We start from the raw sequence: 21,099 nt of genomic DNA, 5'->3' as shown, positions 1-21,099 counted from the left end.
TAGAGCCCAGGCATCCCATCTTGATCACTGGTCCGGCACCGTCCCGGCTCACGCCTGTCTCAGGGCTCGCAGCGACTCGCGCAAAGAGCTGAGCGTAGCGAAGACCGCGGTCGGTTCATATCCGCAGTGGGCCATGCAGTTGGCGCACCGCGGGTCGTTGCCCCGGCCGTAACGGCTCCAGTCGGTGTCCTCGACCAGCTCCTGGTACGTGGAGGCGTACCCGTCCGCCATCAGGTAACAGGGCCGCTGCCACCCGTACAGCGAGTAGGACGGGATCGCCCACGCCGTGCAGGGGAAGTCGACCTTGCCCTCGAGGAAGTCCAGGAACAGGGGCGTGTGGTTGAAACGCCACCGGCGGCGGTCCCCCCGGGCGAACACCTCGCGGAACAGCCGGCGCGTCTGCTGGACCCCGAGGAAGTGCTCCTGGTCCGGCGCCTTCTCGTACGCGTAGCCCGGAGAGATCATGATCTCGTCCACCCGCAGGTCGTCGTTGAGGTAGTCGAGCACCTCGATCACCGACTGCGGGCTGTCGGTGTTGAAGAAGGTCGTGTTCGTGGTGACCCGGAAGCCGCGGCGCCGGCACTCGCGGATCGCCTCGACCGCGTCGTCGAAGACGCCCTCCTTGCAGACGGACGCGTCGTGGCGTTCGCGCAGCCCGTCGATGTGCACGGTCCAGGCGAAGTACGGCGACGGCGTGAACTCATCCAGCTTCTTCGGGATCAGCAGGGCGTTCGTGCAGAGGAAGACGTACTTCCTGCGGGCGACGAGCTCGCGGACCAGCTCGCCGATCTGCGGGTGCATGAGGGGTTCCCCGCCGGCGATGGAGACCATCGGCGCGCCGCACTCCTCGATCGCGGCCACGGCCTGCTCCACCGGCATGCGCCGGCGCAGCACGTCGGCGGGATGCTGGATCTTCCCGCAGCCGGCGCACTTGAGGTTGCAGGCGAACAGCGGCTCCAGCTCGACGAGCAGCGGGTACTTGGTCCGCCGCCGGAGCTTCTGACCGAGGATGTACCCGGCGACGCGGACCGCCTGGCGCAGCGGCATTGCCATCACGGGCCGCCCTTCTCCGAGGAGGCCGCCGCCGTGAGGTGCACGGCCTTCGCCCAGTTCACCAGCGCCGGCCCGATGCGGCGCAACGTACGGCGGGCGGCCAGGCCGCCGGTGACGGCGGCGGGGCTCAGCAGCGGACGGCCGGGCGTGTCCACGATCGCGCGCACGACCGTCACCGGACGGCCGTCCGCGGCGGCGACGAGCGGCCCGGCCTCCATGTCGACCGCCCGCGCGCCGGTACGGGCCAGGCGCCGCCGCTCGCGCTCCCGCACCAGGTGGCCGGTGGTGATCAGCGGCCCGGTCTGCGCGCGGACGCCGAGCCGCGCCAGTTCGCACGCCAGCGTCTCGGGTGCGGCGCACGGCAACCGGCGGTCGCCGAACCAGACCTCGGTCGCCACGAGGACGTCGCCCGGGCGGAGCGTGGCGTCCAGCGCGCCGCCGAAGCCCGTGACCGCCATGGCGTCACAGCCGTGCAGGTACGGGGCGCGGCGGGTCCCGAGACCGGTCCGGATCACCAGGGCCTCCGGCGGCCCGACGGGCAGACCGTGACGTACCGCGCGGGCCTCCACGGCCAGCGGCGCGCAGACGAGGAGGCGCATCAGGACTCGACCGCCCGCAGGTAGCGGCCGAGCGCGCTGATCGGGAACACCAGCCGGTACAGGTGGTAGTTGATGTAGAAGTCGCCGGGGAAGCCGGTGCCGGTGAAGTACGGCTCGTCCCAGGTGCCGTCGTCGTTCTGGTGGTCGACGAGCCAGGCCACGCCCCGTTCGACGGCCGGGCCCCGCTCGCCCGCGGCGAGCAGGGCGATCAGCGCCCAGGCGGTCTGTGAGGCGGTGGAGGCGCCGCGCCCGACCCATGCGGGGTCGTCGTAGGAGCGCAGGTCCTCGCCCCAGCCGCCGTCGTCGTTCTGGTGCGCCTCCAGCCACGTGACGGCTCGCCGTACGCACGCCGCGCCCGGCCGGATACCCGCCGCGACGAGGGCGGGGACGACCGCTCCGGTGCCGTAGACGTGGTTGGCGCCCCAGCGGCCGTACCAGGATCCGTCCGGTTCCTGCGCCTTGAGCAGCCAGGTGACCGCGCGGCGCGTGACCGGCTCCCCGGCGTGCCCCTCGGCGACGAGGGCCTCGACGACGTGGGCGGTCACGTCGGCCGACGGCGGGTCGATGACGGCGCCGAAGTCGCAGAACGGCAGCTTGGTGCAGAGCGTGCGGGTGTTGTCGGCGTCGAACGCGCCGAAGCCTCCGTCGCGGCTCGCCATGCCCGACAGCCACCGCACGCCGCGCTCGATCGCCGGACGCGCGTCCGGGTGCGCGACGCGCCGCAGCGCCAGGATCACCTCGGCCGTGTCGTCGGTGTCGGGGTAACCGTCGTTGTCGAACTCGAACGCCCACCCGCCCGGCGGCAGCGACGGCCGGCGTACGGACCAGTCGCCGGGGCCGCGGATCTCCTCGCCGAGCACCCACCCGGCGGCCTGGACGAGGGCCGGATGGTCGCCGGGCGTACCGGCGTCCAGCAGGGCGCTCATGGCCAGCGCGGTGTCCCAGACCGGCGACTGGCAGGCCTCCAGGCGACGGCCCTGCTCGTCCTCGATGGTGAACCGGGCCAGGCCGCGCAGCCCGCTCCGCATCACCGGGTGGTCGACGTCGTAGCCCTCCAGGCTCAGGGCGATCAGGGAGTACACCCACGGCGGCTGGATCCCGCCCCAGGACCCGTCGGCCTCCTGGCGGGCCACGATCCACTCGGCGGCGCGCCGGAGGGCGGCCCGGCGCAGGCCCGGCAGCGGCCGCCGCTGGTAGCGGTGCAGCGCGCGGTCCAGCGCGGTGAAGGCCGTCTCCCAGCCCGGCGCGGGCCGCCGGGCGGCGGGGCGGCCGGTCCGCAGCTCGGCCAGGTCGAACGGCAGCGGGCGCACCGGCCGGTGCGCGCTGACGATGGTGAGCGGCACGATGGTCTGCCGGGCCCAGCACGCCCAGTCGTAGACGTTGAGCGGGAACCATGGAGGCAGGAACATCAGCTCCGGCGGCAGAACGGGCAGGGCGTCCCAGGACCACTGGCCGAACATCGCCAGCCAGATCCGGGTGAACACCCGGCTCGCCTCGATCCCGCCCTCCCGGTGGACGAAGTCGCGCGCGGCCCGCAGGTGCGGGGCGTCGGGCGCGTCGCCGGCCAGCCGCAGCGCGGCGTACGCCTCGATCGTCGTGGACAGGTCGCCGGGGCCGCCGTGGAAGTTCGCCCACGTGCCGTCCTCGCGCTGCTGCGAACGGATCCACCGGGCCGCGCCCGCCGTCTCGCGCGGGGTGCGGACGCCGAGGAACTCCCGCAGGAGCAGGTCCTCGGCGTCCATCGTGACGTTCGTCTGCAGTTCCCCCTTCCACCAGCCCCGTGGGGACCGCAGGTCGAGAAGGTGGTCGGTCGCCGCGTCGAGGGCGGCCTGCGTACGGGCGGCCGGGTGCGAGGTCTGGAGTGAAGTCTGGGAAGTGGTCATCTAGTGGTCCCGAGAGGTGATGAAGCGGGCGATGTCGGAGAACTCGGCGCGTACGTCGGCGGGCATCGGTGTGCCGCCGAGGATGCGTTCGGAGGCGTCGAGGTGGTGCTGGGCCTGTTTCTCGGCCCACGCCCGGCCGCCGGCCTGGTCGATGAGCTGGGCGGCCTCGCGCAGGTCCGCCTCGGACAGGCGCCCGGAACCGCCGAGCAGCTCGGCCAGCCGCCGGCCGGCGACGGTGTCGCCGGTCAGCGCGGCCACGGCCGGAAGGGTCTTCTTGCGCGCCCGCAGGTCCGACAGGGCGGGTTTGCCGGTGGTCCGCGGGTCGCCCCAGATGCCGAGCAGGTCATCGGACAGCTGGAAGGCCATGCCGAGCTCGGCTCCGTACGCCGCCAGCGCCGTCACCAGCGGCTGGGGCGCCTCGACGAACAGGGCGCCGATGGAGCAGGCGCAGGCCAGCAGCGCCCCGGTCTTGTCGGCCGCCATCCGGCGGCACTCCTCCACCCCGACGTCCTGCCGGCGCTCGAAGTCCAGGTCCGCGGCCTGCCCGGCGATGAGCCGCTGCGTGGCGGCGCTCAGGCAGCGGGCCGCGCTCACGGCGCCGCGGGTGCCCTGTTCGAGCAGGAGGTCCATGGCCAGGATGAGCAGGGCGTCACCGGTGAGGATGGCGGCCGACCGGCCGAAGACCACCCAGGCCGTCGGCCGGTGCCGTCGCGTGCGGTCGTCGTCCATGATGTCGTCGTGGAGCAGGGAGAACGCGTGCACCAGCTCCACGGCGGCCGCGGCCGTCGCGCCGCGCAGCGGGTCCGCCCCGGCGGCCCGCGCGGACAGCACCGCGAGGGTGAGCCGCAGGCTCTTGCCGCCCGTGCTCACCGGGCGGCCCTCCGCGTCGTTCCAGCCGAGGTGGTAGCCGGCCACCCGGGCGGTGAGCGGGTCGAGCCGGGCGACGGCCTCCCGCAGCACCGGCTCGGCCACCCGCCGCGCGGCCTGGACGGACTCCGACAGGTCGCCCGTCATGACGGTCCGTTCCGTTCGAGGTGCCGCCGGACGAGGGCGGCGGCGGTCAGGCCGCTGCGCACGGCACCCTCCATCGTGTCGGGCCAGCCGGTGTCGGTCCACGCGCCGGCGAGGTAGAGCCCCGGCCACCGGGTGGCGGGGGGCGGGCGGAGCGCGCCGCTGCCCGGCCCCTGCCGGAAGGTGGCGTGACGCTCGCGGGTGACGAAGAAGTCGGTGACGCGCGCGGCGCGTGCGGCCGGGAAGACCCGTTCGAGCGCGGGCAGGAAGGCCGCGCGGACCTCGGCCGCGGGCCGGTCGATCCAGTCACGTGCCGCCGACACCGAGACGGTCAGGTACTGGCCGCGGTCCGGGCCGCCGACGGTGGTCCGGTCGAAGACCCACTGCACCGGCGAGTCGACGACGGCGGCGAACGCCAGCTCGGTGACCGGCCGGTCGTAGACCACGTGGACGTTCACGATAGGGCTGGCACCCAGGCCGCTCCACCGGTCGCGGTCCGGCGCCGCCTCGCGCGGGACCAGCTCGGCGGCCTGCCGGTGCGGCGTGGCGACCACCACGGCAGCGGCCTCCTCCCGTACGCCGTCCAGGAGTACCGTCGGGCCCGGCTCGATGGCCTTGACCTTCGCGGACAGGCGCACCTCGCCTCCGCGGGCCTCGATGGCGGCGCGGGCGGGCACTCCGTGCAGGTCGCCCAGCGGAACGGTCGGCACGCCGATGTCGGCGGCGCCCGCGCGGCCGAACAGGGCCGTACGGAACACCATCGCCGCCGGGCCCACGGCCGCCTGGTCCATGCCGATGTTGAGCGCGGCCACCGCGAACAGCTCCCACAGCAGGCGTCGCGCGGACCCGTCCTGCCCGTGGGCGGCCAGCCAGGTGTCCAGGTCGATCGCGTCGAGCGCGGGATCGGCCGGGTCGGCCCGGCCGAGCGCCACTGCGGCGCGTACGGCACGCAGCCGGGCGGCGGCCGGCAGCAGCGGGTAGCGGGCCAGGGCCGGCAGCAGGTGGAAGGGGCCGGGCAGCCGTCCGCGCCGCAGCCGCGCGGACCGCCCGTGCGGGCCGAGCACCGGCACGTCGAACCGGTCCTGGATCCGCACGTGCCCGGCCGAGCCGATCCGCTCCAGCAGGGTCCGGTACGCGGTGCAGCAGCGCAGGAAGACGTGCTGGCCGTTGTCGACGGTGAGCCCGTCCCGCTCGAACGAGTACGTCGCGCCGCCCAGCCGCGGGCGCGCCTCGTACAGCGTCACGGGCCGGCCCGTCTCGGCCACGGCGAGGGCGGCGGCGATGCCCGCCAGCCCGCCGCCGATGACGGCGACGCGGCCGGTCATGAGTCCTCCTGCGTCGGAGGGTGTGACCACAGGGGCGCGTCTTTGATTCCCTCGCTTCGCTCGGTCATGAGTCCTCCCGCGTCGGAGGATGTGACCACAGGGGCTCGTTCCCGATTCCCTCGGTCATAGCTGCGCTCCGGTGAGCGAGCGCGCGGCGACCATCGTCTTGTCCCAGCGCGACAGCGACAGGCGGGTGCTGAGCGCTCCGGCCGGGTCGGCGGCGATGCGCGCCAGCAGGCGCCGGTAGATCCCGGCCATCGCCGCGGTGCAGGCGGCGCTGCGGCGGTCGAGCATCGCCACCAGCCGGTCACCGTGCTCGTACCACGTGCGCGCGCGTTCGGCCTCGAAGCGCACGAGCGCGGCGAGCCGGTCGGGCGGGTCGGTGAACTCCCCGGACCCGTCCATGTCGAGTGTGCACCCGAACCGCTCCAGGTCCTCCGCGGGAACGTAGATCCGGCCCGCCAGCCGGTCCTCGCGGATGTCGCGCAGGATGTTGGTGAGCTGCAGCGCGACGCCGAGCGCGTCCGCGAGCGGCTCGGCCGTGTCGGGGTCGGAGGTGCCGAAGACGCCGAGCGACAGCCGCCCGACCGACCCGGCGACGCACCGGCAGTAGGCCAGCAGGCTGCCGAACCGCTCGTACGACACGCCCTCGACGTCCGCCGCGCAGCCGTCGATCAGCTCTTCGAAGGCCCGCATCGGGATCGGGAACCGCCGCGCGGCGTCGCACAGGGCGATCAGCACGGGGTCGCCCGGGTGCGGCTCGGGCCGGCGCAGCGCGATACGGGCCTCGGACAGGCGGGTCAGCCGCTGGGCGGCCGGCCCGTTCCCGTCCCCGATGTCGTCGATGCGGCGGGCGAAGGCGTACACCGCGCTGAGCGCGCGGCGCTTGGCGGGCGGCAGCAGGCGGATGCCGTAGGCGAAGTTGCGCGCCCGTTCGCGGACGACCTGCTCGCAGTGCCGGTAGGCCTCGGCCGTGGTCACCGTGCCGCCTTTCGTCCCAGTCCGGTCCGGCCCACGGCCGCCACCGGCCATTCGGCCAGCAGCCTGCGGGTGGCGGGCCGTACGGCCCGGCCCACCACGTCGTGGTCGGCCCGTTCGAGGGCCGCGACGGCGGCGCGCCCGCCGGCGACGTACCCCGCCACCGCGAGCCGCGCGAACCCGGTCAGCGAGGCCGCGAGCGGTCCCCCGGAGTCCAGCAGGGCCTTCGCGCGGCGGGTCTGCAGCGCCAGGACCCGGCGCAGCGGCACGGGCGTCGGCGCCCGGACCAGGTCCTCCTCGGTGGCGCCGAAGCGGCGCAGGTCCTCGGCCGGCAGGTAGACCCGGCCCCGCGCGTGGTCCTCGGCGACGTCCTGGCAGTGCTCGATGATCTGGAGCGCCGTGCAGACGTGGTCCGACAGGGCGAACCGCGACGGGTCGGCCCGGCCGAAGACGTGCAGCACGATGTGCCCGACCGGGTTGGCGGACAGCTCGCAGTAGCCGAGCAGTTCGTCGAAGGTGGTGTACCGCGGCACCGACTGGTCGCGGCGGTTCGCCTCCACGAGCCGGCGGAACGGCTCCGGTGGGATCGCGCAGGCCTCGACCGTGTCGGCGAGCGCGCGGATGAAGGGCAGACGCGGCGCCGATCCCGCGTAGAGGCGCGTCAGGTCGGCATCGATCGAATCGAGATAGGAAAGCCGCCATGCGGGTGCCGTCTCGTCTCCGGCATCGTCCACCGAACGAGCGAAACGATAAACGTTCATCAGGTGGCCGCGATAACGACGTGGCAGCAGGCGTGAGGCGACGGGAAAGTTCTCGTGCCGAGCCTTGCGCACGACGTCTCGCCTGGTGGGCACGCTGGACAGCATGAAGGAATGATCTCCGCCATGCCGTCGAATAAACTCAGACGCAGTCCAGCACCCTGCACATTACCCAATTTAGACAACGCATTATCGGATGCGAATGGCACGCTTATGGTAAATGCGACACCAAGTCCGGGCCAACGATTCGCGCGCCGGTGCCTCGGTCGCGCCCGGCGACCGCCGGGCGACCGGTCAGGCCACTCCGTGGTCCCGCAGCGCCCCGACGCGAAGGCCTTCGGCGCGGCAGCGGCCCACGAGCTCCGGGAGCGCGCCGAGCGCCGACCGCCACGCCCCGGGAGCGGAGGTGTGATCGGAGTCGTGCAGCAGGACGGTGGCGCCGCCGCGCAGGTCCGGCTCCAGCGTTTCCAGCACCGACCGCGCGGAGGCGCCGGCCGTCCAGTCCCGGCCCCACGCGCTCCACAGCACGGGCCGCAGGCCGCACCGGCCGGCCTGCGCCAGCGCCTCGGCGCTGAGCACGCCGTAGGGCGGGCGGTACCACGCGGGACGCACACCGGTGACCGCGGTGACCAGCGCGGCGGTCGCACGGATCTCGGCAGCGGTCCGGCCGGGCCGGGTGGCGAGGGCGTAGCGGTGCCGCCAGCCGTGGACGGCGATCTCGTGGCCCTCCTCGACGACGCGGCGGCCGAGGCCGGGATGGCGTTCGAGCATCTCTCCCAGCACGAAGAAGGTCGCCGAGCAGCCGAGCCGTCGCAGCTCGTCCAGGAAGCACGGCGTCGAGCGCGGGTCGGGCCCGTCGTCGAAGGTCAGTGCGACGTGGTCGGCGGCGCCGGTCCCCGCCAGACCGGGGAAGACGCGGCGCACGGCCGGCAGCCAGGTCGCGGCCGGCGCGACGTGGACCGCGGCGACCGCGGCCGCCGCCATCGCGATCGGCGCGTGCCTCACGGTCTCCAGTGTGCGGAAGGAGATCGCCGGTGTCGACCCGACGCGTGCTGATCCTCAGCGCGGGGATGGGCGCCGGGCACGACCGGGTCGCGGGCGAGCTCGCGCGCCGCCTGGCCACGACGGGGATCGACGCGGAGGTGACCGACGTCCTCGACCTGCTGCCGCTGCGGTCCGGGCGCGGGATGCGCCGCTGGTACGGCTGGACGGTGCATCATGCGCCGTGGCTGTACGCCGGGATCTACCGGGTCTTCTTCACCTCACCGCGGGCGCCGGCGGTCTCGCCGTTCACCGCCCTGGTCGCGGCACGGCTGGAGGAGCTGGTCCGCCGGCGGGCGCCGTCCGCGCTGGTCTCGACGTTCCACGTGGCCGCGCAGGCCGCCGGGCACCTGCGCGCACACGGCCGTCTCCCGGTGCCCAGCCTGGTGATGGTGACCGACTTCGCGGTCCACCGGCTCTGGCTGCACCCGGGCAACGACGGCCACCTGTGCCTGACGCCCGCCGCCGTCCGCGAGGTGCGCGCGGCGACCGGACGCCCGGCATGGTGTCACGCGCCCGTCGTACGGCCGGAGTTCCGGCGGCCCCGCGCCACGCCCGTGGTCGGATCCGACGGCCGGCCGCGTGTCCTGGTCACCGCCGGCTCGTGGGGCGTGGGGCGGATCGAGGAGACGGCGCGGGTGCTGTCGGGCTCGGGACGCTACCTGCCCGTCGTCCTGTGCGGAGAGAACCGGCGGCTGCGCCGGCGTCTGGCCCGTACCGGCGGCTGCGTCGCCCTCGGCTGGCGTGAGGACGTGCCGGAGCTGATGGCCGCCTCGTACGCCGTCATCGACAACGCGTCCGGGCTGACCTGCGAGGAGGCGATCGCCGCCGGGGTTCCGGTGATCTGCTACCGGCCGATCCCCGGGCACGGCCTGGCGGGCGCGCGGGCGATGGCGCGCGCCGGGGTGGGCGTTCACGCACGGGACGGCGCGGAGCTTCTCGCCGCGCTGGACCGGCTGAGGTCTCCCCTCGAACGCGGCCGGCGGGTCAGGCGGGCGGGCGCCCTGTTCGAACGGCGGCCGGTGGAGGACCTGCTCAGGTGCCTGCTGCCATGACCTTGTGACGGCGGAACGGCGGCGACTGGGCCAGCAGCGTGCTGCCGTACACGATCAGTCCGATGGCGAAGATCTCGAGCACCGACCAGGCGCCCAGCCGGATGGTCTCGCCGAACAGGCCCACGCCGTACCCGATGCTCGCGACCGGGTCCGCGACGGTCAGCGCCGGCTGCACGGCGACGAGCGATCCGCTCTGGAAGGCGTTCTGGAGCAGGAAGAGGCTGACCAGCCCGGCCAAAATCATGGCGTACACCGTCCAGGTCGTCAGCAGGGTGGCCGGGTGCTCCACGTCCCGCACGGCCTGCTTCATCAGCGCGGCGGTGAAGGAGAAGCCCAGGCCGGCCGCCACCCCGAGGATCGCGGCGCGGCCCGCGCCGGTCGCCAGCCGCGCCGCCGTCAGCAGGAGGGCGACCAGACCGAGGGTGACGAGCGTGGCGACCGCCCACATCGCCCGGCCGGGGATCTGGTGGCCCTCCGACGGCCTGGCCCCCAGCAGGAGCATCGCCAGCCCGGCGGTGAGCACGCCGACGGCCAGCCACGACCGGCGGTCCAGCCGGACGCGGAACACCCGGCCGATGAACACCATCGTGAGCGGGAGTTCCACCACGAGGATCGGCTGGACCAGGGAGAGCCCCCCGAACATGAGTGCGGCGGCCTGGAACGCGAACCCGCCGATGAGCGCGGCGATGCCGCCGAGCCAGGCGGGCCGGTGCATGAGGTAGGCGATGAGGCCGAGCCGGAAAGCCTGGCCCGCCGGGGCGGTACGCGCCGCGCGCCGTTGGAGCACGGACGCGAGCGCGTTGCTCGCGGCGGCCAGCACGGCCAGCGCGACGGCGATCATCGCTGCCTCTCCCTCTCGACCGTCTGCCGCTTGCCCAGGTACGGCGACCGGCCGAGGACCACGATGCCGCCGACCATCATCAGCAGGCCGATGACCATCGCGGCGAGGGCCTCCGGAGTGGTCCGGACGCGCTCGTAGAAGATCAGGATGCCCAGGACGATGCCGATCAGCGGTTCGGCCGCGGTCGCGGCGGGCAGCGAGATCCGCAGCGGGGCGGCGTCGAACGCGCTCTGGGCGAGCAGCAGCCCGGCGACCGCGACCAGGATCATCCCGTAGGGCAGCCAGCTCCGCACCAGGCCGCCCACGCCGTGCCCGAGGACGAGCAGGGAGCCGCGCGTCAGCACGTCCTGGACACCCCACAGCATCCCGGCGGCCGCGGCGAGCAGCATGGCCTTCGTACGCAGCGACCGTGGCCGCGCCAGCAGCACGAGGATCACCACGAGGGCGATGACGATCGCGGCGATGAGCCAGTTGGTCGACGCCGGGCCCGGTGGTCGCCCGGCATGAGGGCGGCCGAAGGCGAGGAACAGCCCGGACCCGGCCGTCACGAGGAGTCCTCCCTGCCAGACCCTGCGGTTCAGCGGCTCGCGGTAGAGCACGTGCGCGAAGACCAGCGCGAACAGCAGGTTGGTGGCCAGGATCGGCTCGACCGAGGCCAGGTCGGACTCGTCGAGGGCCGTCGCGCCCAGCACCTGGCCGCCGACCATCGCGGCGATGCCCAGCAGCCACAGCCGGTTGCGCGCCAGGTGACTGAGCAGCTTCAGGTGCAGCATCTCGCCGAGCGGCTCGCGGTAGGCGGCGTGCTGCTGGGCGACGAAGCCGATCCCGATGAGGCAGGCCGCCGCCAGTGCGAAAAAGATCTTCATCGGGCCGGCCCGCCGGTCAACCGGTCCGTGAGCATCGTCGCGCGGGTGGGCAGGATCGGCTCATGAGGATCGACGACCGCCTGGTCCTGATCACGGGCGCCTCCTCCGGCATCGGCGCGGCGACCGCGCGCGCGATGGCGGGCGCCCAGGCTCGGCTGCTGCTGACCGGGCGGAACCGCGCGGCCCTGGACGCCGTCGCCGCCGAGACCGGCGGGCGGGCGGTCGCCGCCGACCTGACGACCGGCGCCGCGGCGCTCGCGTCCGAGGCGGGGCCGGTCGACGTGCTCGTGGCCAACGCCGGGGCGGGCTGGGCCGGGCCGTTCGCCACCATGCCGGAACGGACCATCGACGACCTGCTGGCGGTCGACCTCGCCGCGCCGATGCGGCTCACGCGGCTGCTGCTGCCGGGGATGGTCGCGCGGGGCCGCGGCCACGTCGTCTTCGTGGCATCGATCGCGGGCGTCGTCGGCGTGCCGGGCGAGGCGGTGTACTCCGCCGCCAAGGCCGGCCTGATCGCCTTCGCCGAGGCGCTGCGCGCCGAGACCGCCGTCGGCGTTTCCGTGGTGCTGCCCGGCGTGGTGGACACGCCCTTCTTCGACCGGCGCGGCGCGCCGTACGACCGGGCCCGCCCGGTCCCCGTGCCGGCCGCGCGGGTGGCGCGGGCCATCGTCGGCGCGGTCGAGCGCGAGCGGCCCGAGGTGTACGTGCCGGGATGGCTGGAGGCGCCGGCCCGGCTCAGGGGCGCGGCGCCCGGCGTCTTCCGGCGGCTCGCCGCGCTCCTCGGCGGTCTTTCGTAGATGCCGTGCGCGAATCCGGGCAGCGGACCGAGACACCCCTCAGCGTGGGACAGGGCCGGCTCGCGGCTCATCTGGTCTCCCGTTCCCCCGCCCCCCACGTGTGGGCCGCGCCGTCAGCGCGCGGAGCGGGGACCGCGCCGGCGGCGGAACCGGAGGCCGCCGACGAAGATGTCGATCAGGAGGACCAGCGCCCCGATGACATGATCCAAAGGACGATCGCCACGACCGCCAGGAGCCAGAGGGCACCCAATCGCGGACGCTCCCTCGTTGGGCGGACTCGCAGGCCATCCCATGGTATCTCGCCTGGTCAGACGGGTTTTGCCCCGCTACCGACGTCGTGCAGGTGGCGGAGCGCCGTGGCGTAGGACTCGATGAGGCCCTCCTCGGTGTAGGGGAGGCCGGAGAGGCGGCAGTGGTCGCGCACGAGCGGCTGCGCGCGCCGCAGGTGCGGGCGCGGCATGCTCGGGAACAGGTGGTGCTCGATCTGGTAGTTGAGCCCGCCGAGGAACCAGTCGGTCAGCGCGCCCCCACGGACGTTGCGGGAGGTCAGGACCTGCTTGTGCAGGTGGTCCCAGCGCTCGCCCGGCCCCGGCATGGGCATGCCCTTGTGGTTCGGGGCGAACGCGCAGCCGAGGTGGAGGCCGAGCAGCGCCTGGTGCGCGAGGACGAACGCGATCGCCGCGCCCGGCGACAGCACGGTGAACAGCAGCCCGAGGTAAGCGCCGAAGTGCGCGCACAGCAGCAGTGCCTCCGCACACGCCTGCCCGCGCCGGTCGCCGCGACGGCAGCGGCTCACGACGTGACGGACGCTGCTCACCTTGAGGTTGATGCCCTCCAGGAGGAGCAGCGGGAGGAAGAGCCGGCCCTGGTTGCGGGTGAACCAGCGGGCGAACGCCCCACGGCGGCCGGCCGCCTGGTCCGTGGACCAGACGAGGACACCCGGGCTGACGTCCGGGTCCTTGTCCTGGTGGTTGGGGTTGGCGTGGTGCCGGTTGTGCTTGTCGGTCCACCAGCCGTAGCTCAGCCCGAGCCCGAGGTTCCCGACGAGGAGGCCCAGCAGCCGGTTGGCCCTCCGGGTGGCGGCGATCTGCCCGTGCCCGGCGTCGTGGCCGACGAAGTACAGGCGGGTCGTGAACAGGGCCGCCGGCAGCACCAGCACCGCCTGCCACCACGAGGCGCCGATCAACGCGACCGCTCCCCAGATCGCGGCGTAGGCGAGCACGTCCAGCCCGATCAGCCACGCGTAGCGGCCGCGGCGGCGTTCCAGCAGCCCGTGGGCGCGGATCTGCTGGACCAGTGGCGCGAACCCGCTCCGGGCCACGGTCACGTCGGATGTCAGGGTCATCGAGTTCTCCTCGGGACGGCTCCGGACGCACCCCGCCCCTCCGGGAGCGCGGACGCCGGTGATCAGTTGACTGAAACCGTAGGAACGGCGGGAGCGGCGTCCCAGCCGGTCAGCCCCCGTACCGGGGTTCGTGTAACCCCGCATCCGGGGTGGTGCTGGCCCCACCCTCCTCCGGGACGCCGAGAGGTCAGGGCCGCCGCGCCAGGACCGCGGCGAACGCCTCCACCAGACCTGAGCCGGGCCTGAGCGACCGCCCGGCGCGGTGGAGGTGTCAAGCCGGACGATCGTCAGGGGTGCGGGGTCGTCGTTCGGCTCGGGTGCCGGCGGGCCGCCGTCCCTAGCGTCGCGGGCATGGAATCGCGATCTCAGTACAACGTGGGTCACCGGGTGCTCGCCGCGGCGGCGGCACTGGTGGCGGGGGCGATGGCCGTGGCGCTGCTGTACCCGGGCGGACTGGGCCAGGCCGGGCCGGTACGGGTGACCGCCGGGGCCTCGGTGTCGGTGTACCGGGCGCTCAGCGGCGCGGCCGCCGATGCCCCTTCGTGGGCGGGTTCACTGCCGGACCTGGCCGCGGAAGGGCTGCTGCTCGTGCTCGTGCTGCCGGTGGCGTGGACGGGGTGGACCGCCGTGCGCCGTCGCGACGCCCACCACGCCGCCGGGACGTTCCTGATCGTCGCCGGCACCGCCCTGGCGTACGCGGCCAGCGAGGCGCTGAAGCTCGTGGTGGACGAGGAGCGGCCGTGCCGGGCGGTGCGCGGCGCCGAGGCGGTCGCCGGCTGCCCGGCCCCGGGAGACTGGTCGTTCCCGAGCAACCACGCCACCCTGGCCTTCGGGCTGGCCGCCGGGCTGGCCGTGCTGCGCCCCCGGCCGGCCGTGGTCACGTTGCCGCTGGGCGCGGCGGTGGCGCTGGCCCGGGTGGCCGCCGGAGTGCACTATCCACACGACGTGCTGGCCGGTGCGGCCCTCGGCGCCGCGTCCGCGACCGCGGCGGTGCTGCTGTTCACCCCGCCGCTGGGCGCGCTAGCCGAACGGCTCGGGTGGCGGGACGATGCCCGCCTCGTGCGCGACCACGGCGGCCGCCGCGCGGTTGTCGACGGCCAGCCGCGCCAGGATCGAGCTGACGTGCGCCTTGACCGTCCCCTCCACCACGTGCAGCCGCCGGGCGATCTGGACGTTGGTCAGCCCGGCGCCGACGCCCGGCGCGGCCGCGGCGCGGTCCGCCGCGGCCCCGTTCTCGACTCCGACCTCGGTGCCGGTCGCGCGGTAGGCGATCCGCACCGTCACGGCCGCGCCGGGCGCGTGCTTGGCGGCGTTGGTGAGCGCCTCCCGGACGATCCGGTGCACGGCGCGTTCGGCGACCGGCGGCACGGCGCCGGGCTCGCCCTCGGTGCGCAGCGTCACCGTCAGCCCGGCCGCCGACGCGCTCTCGACCAGCCCCTCGACGGCGGCCGGCCGGGTGTCGGCGTCCTCCCGCAGGACGCCGATCACCTCGCCGAGGCGGTCCACCGCGGCGGCGGCACGGCCGCGGATGTCCCCGGCGGCCCGGCGGTGCTCGTCGGGCAGGCCGGGCGCGAGTTTGAGCGCGCCGGCCGAGAGGGCGACCAGGCTGAGCTCGTGGCCGAGCAGGTCGTGCATGTCCTGTGCGATACGGGCCCGCTCACGCAGCCGCGCCTGCTCGGCCACGAGCCGCTGCTCGCGTTCGAGGTGCGCGGCCCGCTCCCACCCGGCGCGTACCAGCGCCCGGTACTGCCGCCAGAAGCGCCCGGCGAACCACGGCAGCATCGCGGCGCCCGCCAGCACGAGCACGAACCGCTCGCCCAGCGCCGGCCGGGACGGCACGGCGTACACCGCCGCGCCGCCGGCCACCACCGTGGCCGACAACACCACCACCGCCGCCCGCGCCCGGTCCGGCAGCCACCCCGCCAGGAACGACAGCAGCATCGCCGGCGGGACCCACCACAGATCGAGCACGCTCAGGCCGGCCGCGCCCGCCGCGGTCACCGGTAGCACGGCCCCTGACCTGACGAAACGCGTGATGTTCGGTCGTCTCACGAACGCGACGATACGGAATGCCGCGAGCCGCCCGACACTGCCGAAAGTCGCATCCCCGCTCGTCAGCATCCCCAGGCGCGCAGGAGCGACGCGACATGGGCCTCCAGGAGCGGCGCCGGCAGCGGCGCCGGCGTGGTGAGGACGCGCGTGACGACCGGCCCGGTGAGCTGAGCGGCACTCAGGGCGGTGTCGGGCATGTCCGGCGCGCTCCGGCGGACGCGGTCGAGCACGCCCCGGGCGCTCTCGGTCAGCAGGTCGGCGCCGTGGACCAGCTCGCGTACGGCGGGGTCGTGCTGCGCCTCGCCGATCAGGGCCCGATAGGCGAGCCCGGGAGGCGAGGTGGTGAGGAACTCGGTCAGCACGGTCAGGTAGGCGAGCAGGTCGCCGGCCGGGGTCGGGTGCGGCGGGATGGCGAGCTCCTCACGGGCGTCGGTGAGGCAGGCCTCCAGCAGGATCTCGGCCTTGGTCGACCACCACCGGTAGACCGTCTGCCGCCCGACGCCGGCCCGCTCGGCGATGCCCTTCATCGTCATCGCCGCGTAGCCCACCTCGACGAGGAGGTCATCGACCGCGTGGAGCACCGCCCGGCGGGCGCGCTCGCTGCGGGGACGCCCCGTACGGGCGCCGGGCGCGGCCGGGTCTGTGTTGAGGACCACACCACGAGTGTAGCGAGGCATAGTGTCTCGTTATGGTAGATTCACTTACGAGTCACCGTGAACCGTAACTGGGAGCGCCGACCGGTGCCGCGGCGGCCCATCCGCTCTCCCCCCGACCGTTCGCCCGAGGAATCCCCATGTGCGCCGCCTGCGGTATCCCCACCCACGTGCCCGAAGCCGGCACCGACCAAACGGCCGTCGTTCCCCCGCCCGGACCGGCCGCCACGACGGCGGCGCCGGTGCCGAGGTTCGCCGCCCTGCGCAACCGCGACTGCCGCCCGTACCTGTTCGGCGCCGCCCTGGCGATGATGGCCGACAACATCGAGCACGTCATCACGTACTGGGTGCTGTGGCAGAAGTTCCACTCCCCCGCGCTGACCGGCTTCGAGGTCATCAGCCACTGGGTGCCGTTCCTGCTGCTGTCGGTCCTGTTCGGCTCCTGGGCCGACCGGTACGACTGCCGCCGTCTCATCCAGGGCGCGCAGGCGCTGTTCATGTTCGTGTCCATCAGCTGGGGCGTGCTGTTCCTCACCGGGTCGCTGCGGGTGTGGGAGGCCTGCCTGCTCCTCGTGCTGCACGGGTGCGCGGGCTCGCTGTGGTCGCCCGCCGAACAGCTGATGCTGCACGACTTCGCCGGCCGTGCCGAGCTGCCCAGCGCGGTACGGCTCAACGCGACCTTCCGCAGCCTCGGCATCCTGTTCGGCCCGGTCGTCGGCTCGGCGCTGCTCCTCGGCCTCGGCCCGACCGCCGGCATCTTCGCCAACGTGGTGTTCTACCTGCCGCTGACCCTGTTCCTGTTCCGCACCCGGTTCACCGGGCACACCCGGGATCAGGGAGTGGCCCGACCGCGTGTCGGCATCCTCGGCTCGCTGCGTGTGCTGCGCGACGTCCGCTCCGACCACACCATGGTCAGCATGATCATCCTGGCCGGGCTCGGGTCGTTCTTCGTCGGCGCCTCGCTGCAGTCGGTGATGCCGATCTTCGCCCACGACCTCGGGGCCGGCAGCGCCGGAACGGCGTACGGGGTCCTGCTGTTCGCCAGCGGCGCGGGAGGCGTCATCGGCGGCATCCTGCTGGAGGTCACCGGCCGCATCCGGCCGACCGCCAGAGCCGCCGTCGTCAGCACCCTGGTCTACGGCGTGAGCAGCCTGCTCTTCGCCGTCACCACCCACTACCCGCTCGCCGTCGTGCTGCTGGTGACCGGCGGAGTGGCCAACCTCGCGTCGATGTCGATCGGGCAGACCGTCGTGCAGCTGCGCGCCTCCGCCGCCGACCGCGGCCGGATCATCGGCCTGTACGGCATGTCCGCGAACGGGCTGCGGGCCGGGAGCGGCTTCACCGTCGGCCTCGCCGCCTCCGCCATCGGCGTGCACTGGTCGCTCGGCCTCAGCTCCGCCGCCCTGTGCGCGGGCACCCTGGCCGCGGGGGTGTACGCGCTGCGCGAGCGAACGGGCGGCTGAGCGACCGCGGACACCTCTGCGGGTGTTCACCGGAGAGGTGTTCTCCTCACGCTCCCGGCCTCCCCTCATCTCCGCCACGGCACGGTCCGTTGTCGGCGGCGACGAGCTCGGCGAACTCGGTGGCCAGCGGGCTCAGGACGTTCCACTGGCGGACGGCCCAGCCGACGGTGAGCGGGGTCAGGGCGGGGATGGGAACGGTACGGACCGGGCTGTCGGGCGGGGTGACGAGCCGGGGCAGGGCGGGCAGGATGGCGTGGCCGACGCCGAGCTCGGCGAGCAGCACGGCGGTGTCCCAGTCGGCCACGCCGACCGGGGTGGGCGGCCCGGCCCCCAGCCGGATGAAGTCCTCCTCCAGGCGGCGCCGGGAGGCGGAGTTCTCCGGGTGAGCGATGTAGCGGATGGCCGCCAGGTCGGCGGGTTCCAGGGACTCCCGCGCGGCCAGCGGGTCGTCGGCGTGGACGGCCAGCACCCAGGGAAGGTCGACCACCGGCCGCTGCCTGATCTGGGGCAGCGGCCGGCCGAGGGTGACCCACGCGAGGTCGGCCCCTCCACTGTGCAGCAGTTCGACGCATCGCCGCGTCGACTGGGCCGAATGGAACTCCAGGCTCACGTGCGGGTACCGGCCGCGGAACGCGGAGATCGCGCCGGCCATGAAGTGGCGCACGGTGACCCCGCCCGTGGTGACGCTGACGGTGCCGCCGTGGCCGTCGCGGAGCTCGCCGAGCCGCCGGAGCGCGACGTCGAGGGCGCCGATGCCACCGAGCGCCGCCTCGTACAGGATCCGTCCCGCCGGGGTCGCCGCCACACCGCGAGGCCGCCGTTCGATCAGGGCCACGCCGGTCTCCCGCTCGAGGCGTCTGACGTGCTGGCTCACCGCCGACTGGGTGCACGAATGGGCGCGGGCGACGGCGCTGAGATTGCCGGTCTCGTACACGGCGATGAACACCCGCAGGTCGTCGAGGGTCACACCGACCCAAGCTATCCCTTGGGTGATTCCCAGGAAAGCCAGGAATTGACTCGGAGCATGCCCGGCTTCGAGGATGGGCCGCAACGGCCGGGCCCCAGGGCCCATGACCGTGGCGGCAACCCGCTCGTGGCGCCGCCCGGCGCCGTCCGGCGACCCCGGGGCGTACGGTCACCGGCGCCGGTGGCGCCACGAGCGGGCGCCGACCGACCCGTCAGTGAGGACGCACCATGCACGACCGCCCGACCGGCCCCGCCGACGAGCCCGAACCGGACGCGACCGGCAAGGAACCGCGGATCGCGACCGTGGTCGAGGCGCTGGCCTCGCGCGGCGCGGCCGAGATCGCGCATCCGGGTGGCACTCTGCTGGCCCATCTGGAGCGTGTCCACGCGCTGCTCGCGGAGTGGGGCGCGCGGCCGGCGCTACGGCTCGCCGGGCTGTGCCACGCCTTCTACGGCACCGACGGCTTCGCCACCGCGCTGGGAGACCCGGACCGCCGGGACGAGCTGACCGCCCTCGTCGGCGAGGAGGCCGAACGGCTCGTCCACTTCTACGCCGGCTGCGACCGCCGCTTCTCCTATCCGGGTCTCGCCGACCCCGAGGGGGCGTTCCGGGACCGCTTCACGGGCGCCGCGCTGCGGCCACCGCTCCCCCTGCGGCGGGACTTCGCCGAGCTCACCGCCGCGAACGAACTGGACGTCATGCGGGCGAACCCCGGCCTTCGCGCCCGGTTCGGCACCGAGCTCCTCGACCTGTTCACCTCGTGGCGGGCACTCCTCGGCGACCCCGCCTGGCAGGCCGTCCGGGCGACACTGGCCTGACCCGAGCGTGGCGCGCCACCGGTCGTCAGGTCGCCGGCGCCCGGGCGCCCGTCGCAGGCGCGCCGCCGCGGTGGGCCGCCGGTGTCCGCGCGGCCGGGCCGGCCTGGGCCGGGACCGGCGCGGAGGCGACCGCGTGAAGCACGCGCGGCGCGAGCGCCGCCGCCTGGGCCCGGATCTCCGGGATCGCCGTGGTCTCGTACCGCAGGCCGCGCAGCGGCGGGCCGAGAGCGAAGATCCGCTCGTGCGGCCGGCCGGCGCCGTCGAGGACCGCGCCGGTCTCGTCGGCGTCCAGGCCGAGCCGCAGCGGGTCGGGGCGTGCCAGCCCCGCGGCGATGAGGCCGCGCAGGAGCGGGTCGCCGCCGACGTCGGCGGCCGGACCCGTGCCGTTCACGAACCAGCCGACGCGCAGTTCGCGTTCGCCGCCGTCCTCCGCCAGCCGGACCGTCACCTCGTCCGGGCCGGGCGCGGCGGACAGCAGCCGCCCGCGCAGCAGCCGGAGACGGCCGGCGGCGCGGAATCCCTCGATCCGGTCGGCCGTGGCGGGAGGGATGCGGTGCCGGTGGACCTCCCAGTAGCGGGCCACCAGCGCCAGGAAACGACGCCGGTCCTCGACGCCGAGGCGCGCCCACAGCGACGGGACCCGGGGCCGCAGGGCGTCGACCACGCCGTGCCAGTCGCCGCCGGCCGCCGTGACCGCGGTGCGGACGGCGGCCAGGAGGCCGGACAGCCGTAGCTCGCCCTCGGGGATGGGCGCCTCCACCGGAGGCGCCGGCGTACATCGGTGCCGCCGCGGCAGCAGGCCGTGCCGCGAGACCGCGTATACGACCGTGTCCGGATGCGCGCCCAGCACGCTGATCGCCACGTCCACCATGGTCAGGCCGGTGCCCAGGATGAGAACCGGGGCTCCGTCGTGGAGGGGGACGAGTGCGCCGGGCGCCCACGGATCGGCGATGTGACGGCGGCCGGGCGCCGTGGCCGGGCCCGCGGCGGGCGGGCGGTTGCCGGTGGCGAGCACGACGGCGTCGGCGTCGATCCGGCCGCCGTTCGCCAGGTGCACGCGCACCGGGCCGTACGGGTCCGGCCGGGTCAGCGCGGTGACGGTGCCGGTGAGCCGCGCGAGCCGCCCGCCCGGGAGCACGCGGCCGGCCACGTCGTCGAGCAGCTCCCGCAGATAGCGTCCGTACTCCCCTCGCGGAATGAACGCCGGCCCGGCGGACTCCGGCCCGGCCGGCTCCAGCCCGGTGCGCCGGGTCCAGCGCCGCAGGTGGCCGGGGTCGTCCGCCAGGGCGCTCATCGTGGCGGCGCCGGCGTTCAGGAGGTGCCGGGGATCGGCGGTCGCGTACGCCTGGCCCATGCCGTGCCGCCCGTCGCGGTCGATCAGCGCGACCCGCAGTGGCACGCCGGAGGCGGTCGCGCGGCGCAGCAGGTGTACGGCGGTCAGGGAGCCGCTCGCACCCCCGCCGACGATGGCGACCGCCGGCACGCGACCACGACCGGTGCCCGCCCGAGCTGGTGAAAGAGTCACCGTAGCAGCTTAATCGATAATTCCTACAAGGAATATAGGTAAAGCCGCCGCGGCGGGAGCCTGGCGTTG

At 74.6% G+C, this 21,099-nt stretch carries 20 protein-coding genes and 1 pseudogene; 5 read left to right on the top strand and 16 right to left on the bottom strand.

Translation table 11 applies throughout. The features are described 5' to 3' along the window. Positions 1–48: 48 nt before the first annotated feature. From hpnH to OG417_RS26100, 8 genes are all read right to left on the bottom strand, one after another. Positions 49–1,053 carry an adenosyl-hopene transferase HpnH gene (gene hpnH, locus OG417_RS26135; protein WP_329261361.1) on the bottom strand — a complete coding sequence of 335 codons (1,005 nt, stop codon included), beginning with the start codon at positions 1,051–1,053 and terminating at the stop codon, positions 49–51. Further along, entirely contained in the window at positions 1,053–1,652 is a 600-nt protein-coding gene (locus tag OG417_RS26130; protein WP_329261359.1) for a phosphorylase family protein, read from the bottom strand. The genes hpnH and OG417_RS26130 overlap by 1 nt, the downstream gene beginning before the upstream one ends. After that, a complete protein-coding gene (gene shc, locus OG417_RS26125) occupies positions 1,652–3,535 on the bottom strand; it encodes a squalene--hopene cyclase (protein WP_329261356.1) in 1,884 nt (627 codons plus the stop codon). Before shc ends, OG417_RS26130 begins: the two co-directional genes overlap by 1 nt. Beyond that, the gene (locus OG417_RS26120; RefSeq protein WP_329261352.1) at positions 3,536–4,549 is read right to left on the bottom strand and encodes a polyprenyl synthetase family protein; all 1,014 of its coding nucleotides are present in this window, start codon (positions 4,547–4,549) and stop codon (positions 3,536–3,538) included. Beyond that, entirely contained in the window at positions 4,546–5,871 is a 1,326-nt protein-coding gene (gene hpnE / locus OG417_RS26115) for a hydroxysqualene dehydroxylase HpnE (RefSeq protein ID WP_329261350.1), read from the bottom strand. Before hpnE ends, OG417_RS26120 begins: the two co-directional genes overlap by 4 nt. A 123-nt stretch (positions 5,872–5,994) precedes the next feature. Beyond that, positions 5,995–6,852: a presqualene diphosphate synthase HpnD gene (gene hpnD, locus OG417_RS26110; protein WP_329261347.1), complete on the bottom strand. Its 858-nt coding sequence runs from the start codon at positions 6,850–6,852 to the stop codon at positions 5,995–5,997. After that, complete coding sequence (gene hpnC, locus OG417_RS26105; RefSeq protein ID WP_329261345.1) at positions 6,849–7,715, bottom strand: squalene synthase HpnC; 867 nt, start codon at positions 7,713–7,715, stop codon at positions 6,849–6,851. Before hpnC ends, hpnD begins: the two co-directional genes overlap by 4 nt. Positions 7,716–7,901: 186 nt before the next feature. After that, entirely contained in the window at positions 7,902–8,612 is a 711-nt protein-coding gene (locus OG417_RS26100; RefSeq protein ID WP_329261342.1) for a polysaccharide deacetylase family protein, read from the bottom strand. Between the two features lie 29 nt (positions 8,613–8,641). On the opposite strand from OG417_RS26100, the gene OG417_RS26095 reads away from it, so the two are divergent. Continuing rightward, complete coding sequence (locus OG417_RS26095; RefSeq protein WP_329261339.1) at positions 8,642–9,703, top strand: MGDG synthase family glycosyltransferase; 1,062 nt, start codon at positions 8,642–8,644, stop codon at positions 9,701–9,703. Here OG417_RS26095 and OG417_RS26090 read toward each other — a convergent pair. Both OG417_RS26090 and OG417_RS26085 read right to left on the bottom strand, forming a co-directional pair. After that, the gene (locus OG417_RS26090; RefSeq protein ID WP_329261336.1) at positions 9,684–10,544 is read right to left on the bottom strand and encodes a DMT family transporter; all 861 of its coding nucleotides are present in this window, start codon (positions 10,542–10,544) and stop codon (positions 9,684–9,686) included. The two genes, OG417_RS26095 and OG417_RS26090, sit on opposite strands and share 20 nt — an antisense overlap. Then, positions 10,541–11,410: a DMT family transporter gene (locus OG417_RS26085; protein WP_329261333.1), complete on the bottom strand. Its 870-nt coding sequence runs from the start codon at positions 11,408–11,410 to the stop codon at positions 10,541–10,543. Before OG417_RS26085 ends, OG417_RS26090 begins: the two co-directional genes overlap by 4 nt. Before the next feature lie 62 nt (positions 11,411–11,472). Here OG417_RS26085 and OG417_RS26080 point away from each other — a divergent pair, with 62 nt between their 5' ends. Further along, positions 11,473–12,207, top strand: a complete 735-nt coding sequence (locus OG417_RS26080) for an SDR family NAD(P)-dependent oxidoreductase (RefSeq protein ID WP_329261330.1) — start codon at positions 11,473–11,475, stop codon at positions 12,205–12,207. 307 nt (positions 12,208–12,514) lie between these two features. On the opposite strand, the gene OG417_RS26075 is transcribed toward OG417_RS26080, so the two are convergent. Next, positions 12,515–13,552, bottom strand: a complete 1,038-nt coding sequence (locus OG417_RS26075; protein ID WP_329261327.1) for a fatty acid desaturase family protein — start codon at positions 13,550–13,552, stop codon at positions 12,515–12,517. A 380-nt stretch (positions 13,553–13,932) separates the two neighbouring features. Further along, a complete protein-coding gene (locus tag OG417_RS26070; RefSeq protein WP_329261324.1) occupies positions 13,933–14,364 on the bottom strand; it encodes a hypothetical protein in 432 nt (143 codons plus the stop codon). Between OG417_RS26070 and OG417_RS54440 the strand changes: the two are divergent. Continuing rightward, positions 14,273–14,491 (top strand): annotated as a pseudogene (locus OG417_RS54440) (phosphatase PAP2 family protein); the annotation flags it as partial. The gene OG417_RS26070 and the pseudogene OG417_RS54440 sit on opposite strands and share 92 nt — an antisense overlap. Before the next feature lie 81 nt (positions 14,492–14,572). On the opposite strand, the gene OG417_RS26065 reads toward OG417_RS54440, so the two are convergent. Next, complete coding sequence (locus OG417_RS26065; protein WP_329261322.1) at positions 14,573–15,604, bottom strand: histidine kinase; 1,032 nt, start codon at positions 15,602–15,604, stop codon at positions 14,573–14,575. Positions 15,605–15,666: 62 nt separating this feature from the next. Next, on the bottom strand, positions 15,667–16,260 hold the full coding sequence (locus OG417_RS26060; RefSeq protein WP_329261319.1) for a TetR/AcrR family transcriptional regulator: 594 nt from the start codon (positions 16,258–16,260) through the stop codon (positions 15,667–15,669). A gap of 137 nt (positions 16,261–16,397) precedes the next feature. On the opposite strand from OG417_RS26060, the gene OG417_RS26055 reads away from it, so the two are divergent. After that, on the top strand, positions 16,398–17,720 hold the full coding sequence (locus tag OG417_RS26055) for an MFS transporter (protein WP_329261316.1): 1,323 nt from the start codon (positions 16,398–16,400) through the stop codon (positions 17,718–17,720). Positions 17,721–17,766: 46 nt separating this feature from the next. Here OG417_RS26055 and OG417_RS26050 read toward each other — a convergent pair whose 3' ends face one another. Next, positions 17,767–18,687: a LysR family transcriptional regulator gene (locus tag OG417_RS26050; RefSeq protein WP_329261314.1), complete on the bottom strand. Its 921-nt coding sequence runs from the start codon at positions 18,685–18,687 to the stop codon at positions 17,767–17,769. Between the two features lie 227 nt (positions 18,688–18,914). On the opposite strand from OG417_RS26050, the gene OG417_RS26045 reads away from it, so the two are divergent. Continuing rightward, positions 18,915–19,505 (top strand): DUF6817 domain-containing protein, encoded by a 591-nt coding sequence (locus OG417_RS26045; protein WP_329261312.1) that lies wholly within the window; start codon positions 18,915–18,917, stop codon positions 19,503–19,505. Positions 19,506–19,530: 25 nt separating this feature from the next. Here OG417_RS26045 and OG417_RS26040 read toward each other — a convergent pair whose 3' ends face one another. After that, complete coding sequence (locus OG417_RS26040) at positions 19,531–21,030, bottom strand: FAD/NAD(P)-binding protein (protein ID WP_329261310.1); 1,500 nt, start codon at positions 21,028–21,030, stop codon at positions 19,531–19,533. Between the last annotated feature and the right edge of the window lie 69 nt (positions 21,031–21,099).

Origin of the sequence: Actinoallomurus sp. NBC_01490, assembly GCF_036227085.1 — a bacterium.
Classification (GTDB): Bacteria; Actinomycetota; Actinomycetes; order Streptosporangiales; family Streptosporangiaceae; genus Actinoallomurus; species Actinoallomurus oryzae.
The sequence above is the reverse complement of the archived record's forward strand: the minus strand, read 5'-3'. Positions and strand labels throughout refer to the sequence as shown.

Bases quoted from the DNA above. Each gene is read 5' to 3' on its own strand.
- hpnH (WP_329261361.1), bottom strand. From the start codon at position 1,053: ATGGCAATGCCGCTGCGCCAGGCGGTCCGCGTCGCCGGGTACATCCTC.
- OG417_RS26130 (WP_329261359.1), bottom strand. From the start codon at position 1,652: ATGCGCCTCCTCGTCTGCGCGCCGCTGGCCGTGGAGGCCCGCGCGGTA.
- shc (WP_329261356.1), bottom strand. From the start codon at position 3,535: ATGACCACTTCCCAGACTTCACTCCAGACCTCGCACCCGGCCGCCCGT.
- OG417_RS26120 (WP_329261352.1), bottom strand. From the start codon at position 4,549: ATGACGGGCGACCTGTCGGAGTCCGTCCAGGCCGCGCGGCGGGTGGCC.
- hpnE (WP_329261350.1), bottom strand. From the start codon at position 5,871: ATGACCGGCCGCGTCGCCGTCATCGGCGGCGGGCTGGCGGGCATCGCC.
- hpnC (WP_329261345.1), bottom strand. From the start codon at position 7,715: ATGCTGTCCAGCGTGCCCACCAGGCGAGACGTCGTGCGCAAGGCTCGG.
- OG417_RS26090 (WP_329261336.1), bottom strand. From the start codon at position 10,544: ATGATCGCCGTCGCGCTGGCCGTGCTGGCCGCCGCGAGCAACGCGCTC.
- OG417_RS26085 (WP_329261333.1), bottom strand. From the start codon at position 11,410: ATGAAGATCTTTTTCGCACTGGCGGCGGCCTGCCTCATCGGGATCGGC.
- OG417_RS26080 (WP_329261330.1), top strand. From the start codon at position 11,473: ATGAGGATCGACGACCGCCTGGTCCTGATCACGGGCGCCTCCTCCGGC.
- OG417_RS26075 (WP_329261327.1), bottom strand. From the start codon at position 13,552: ATGACCCTGACATCCGACGTGACCGTGGCCCGGAGCGGGTTCGCGCCA.
- OG417_RS26055 (WP_329261316.1), top strand. From the start codon at position 16,398: ATGTGCGCCGCCTGCGGTATCCCCACCCACGTGCCCGAAGCCGGCACC.
- OG417_RS26045 (WP_329261312.1), top strand. From the start codon at position 18,915: ATGCACGACCGCCCGACCGGCCCCGCCGACGAGCCCGAACCGGACGCG.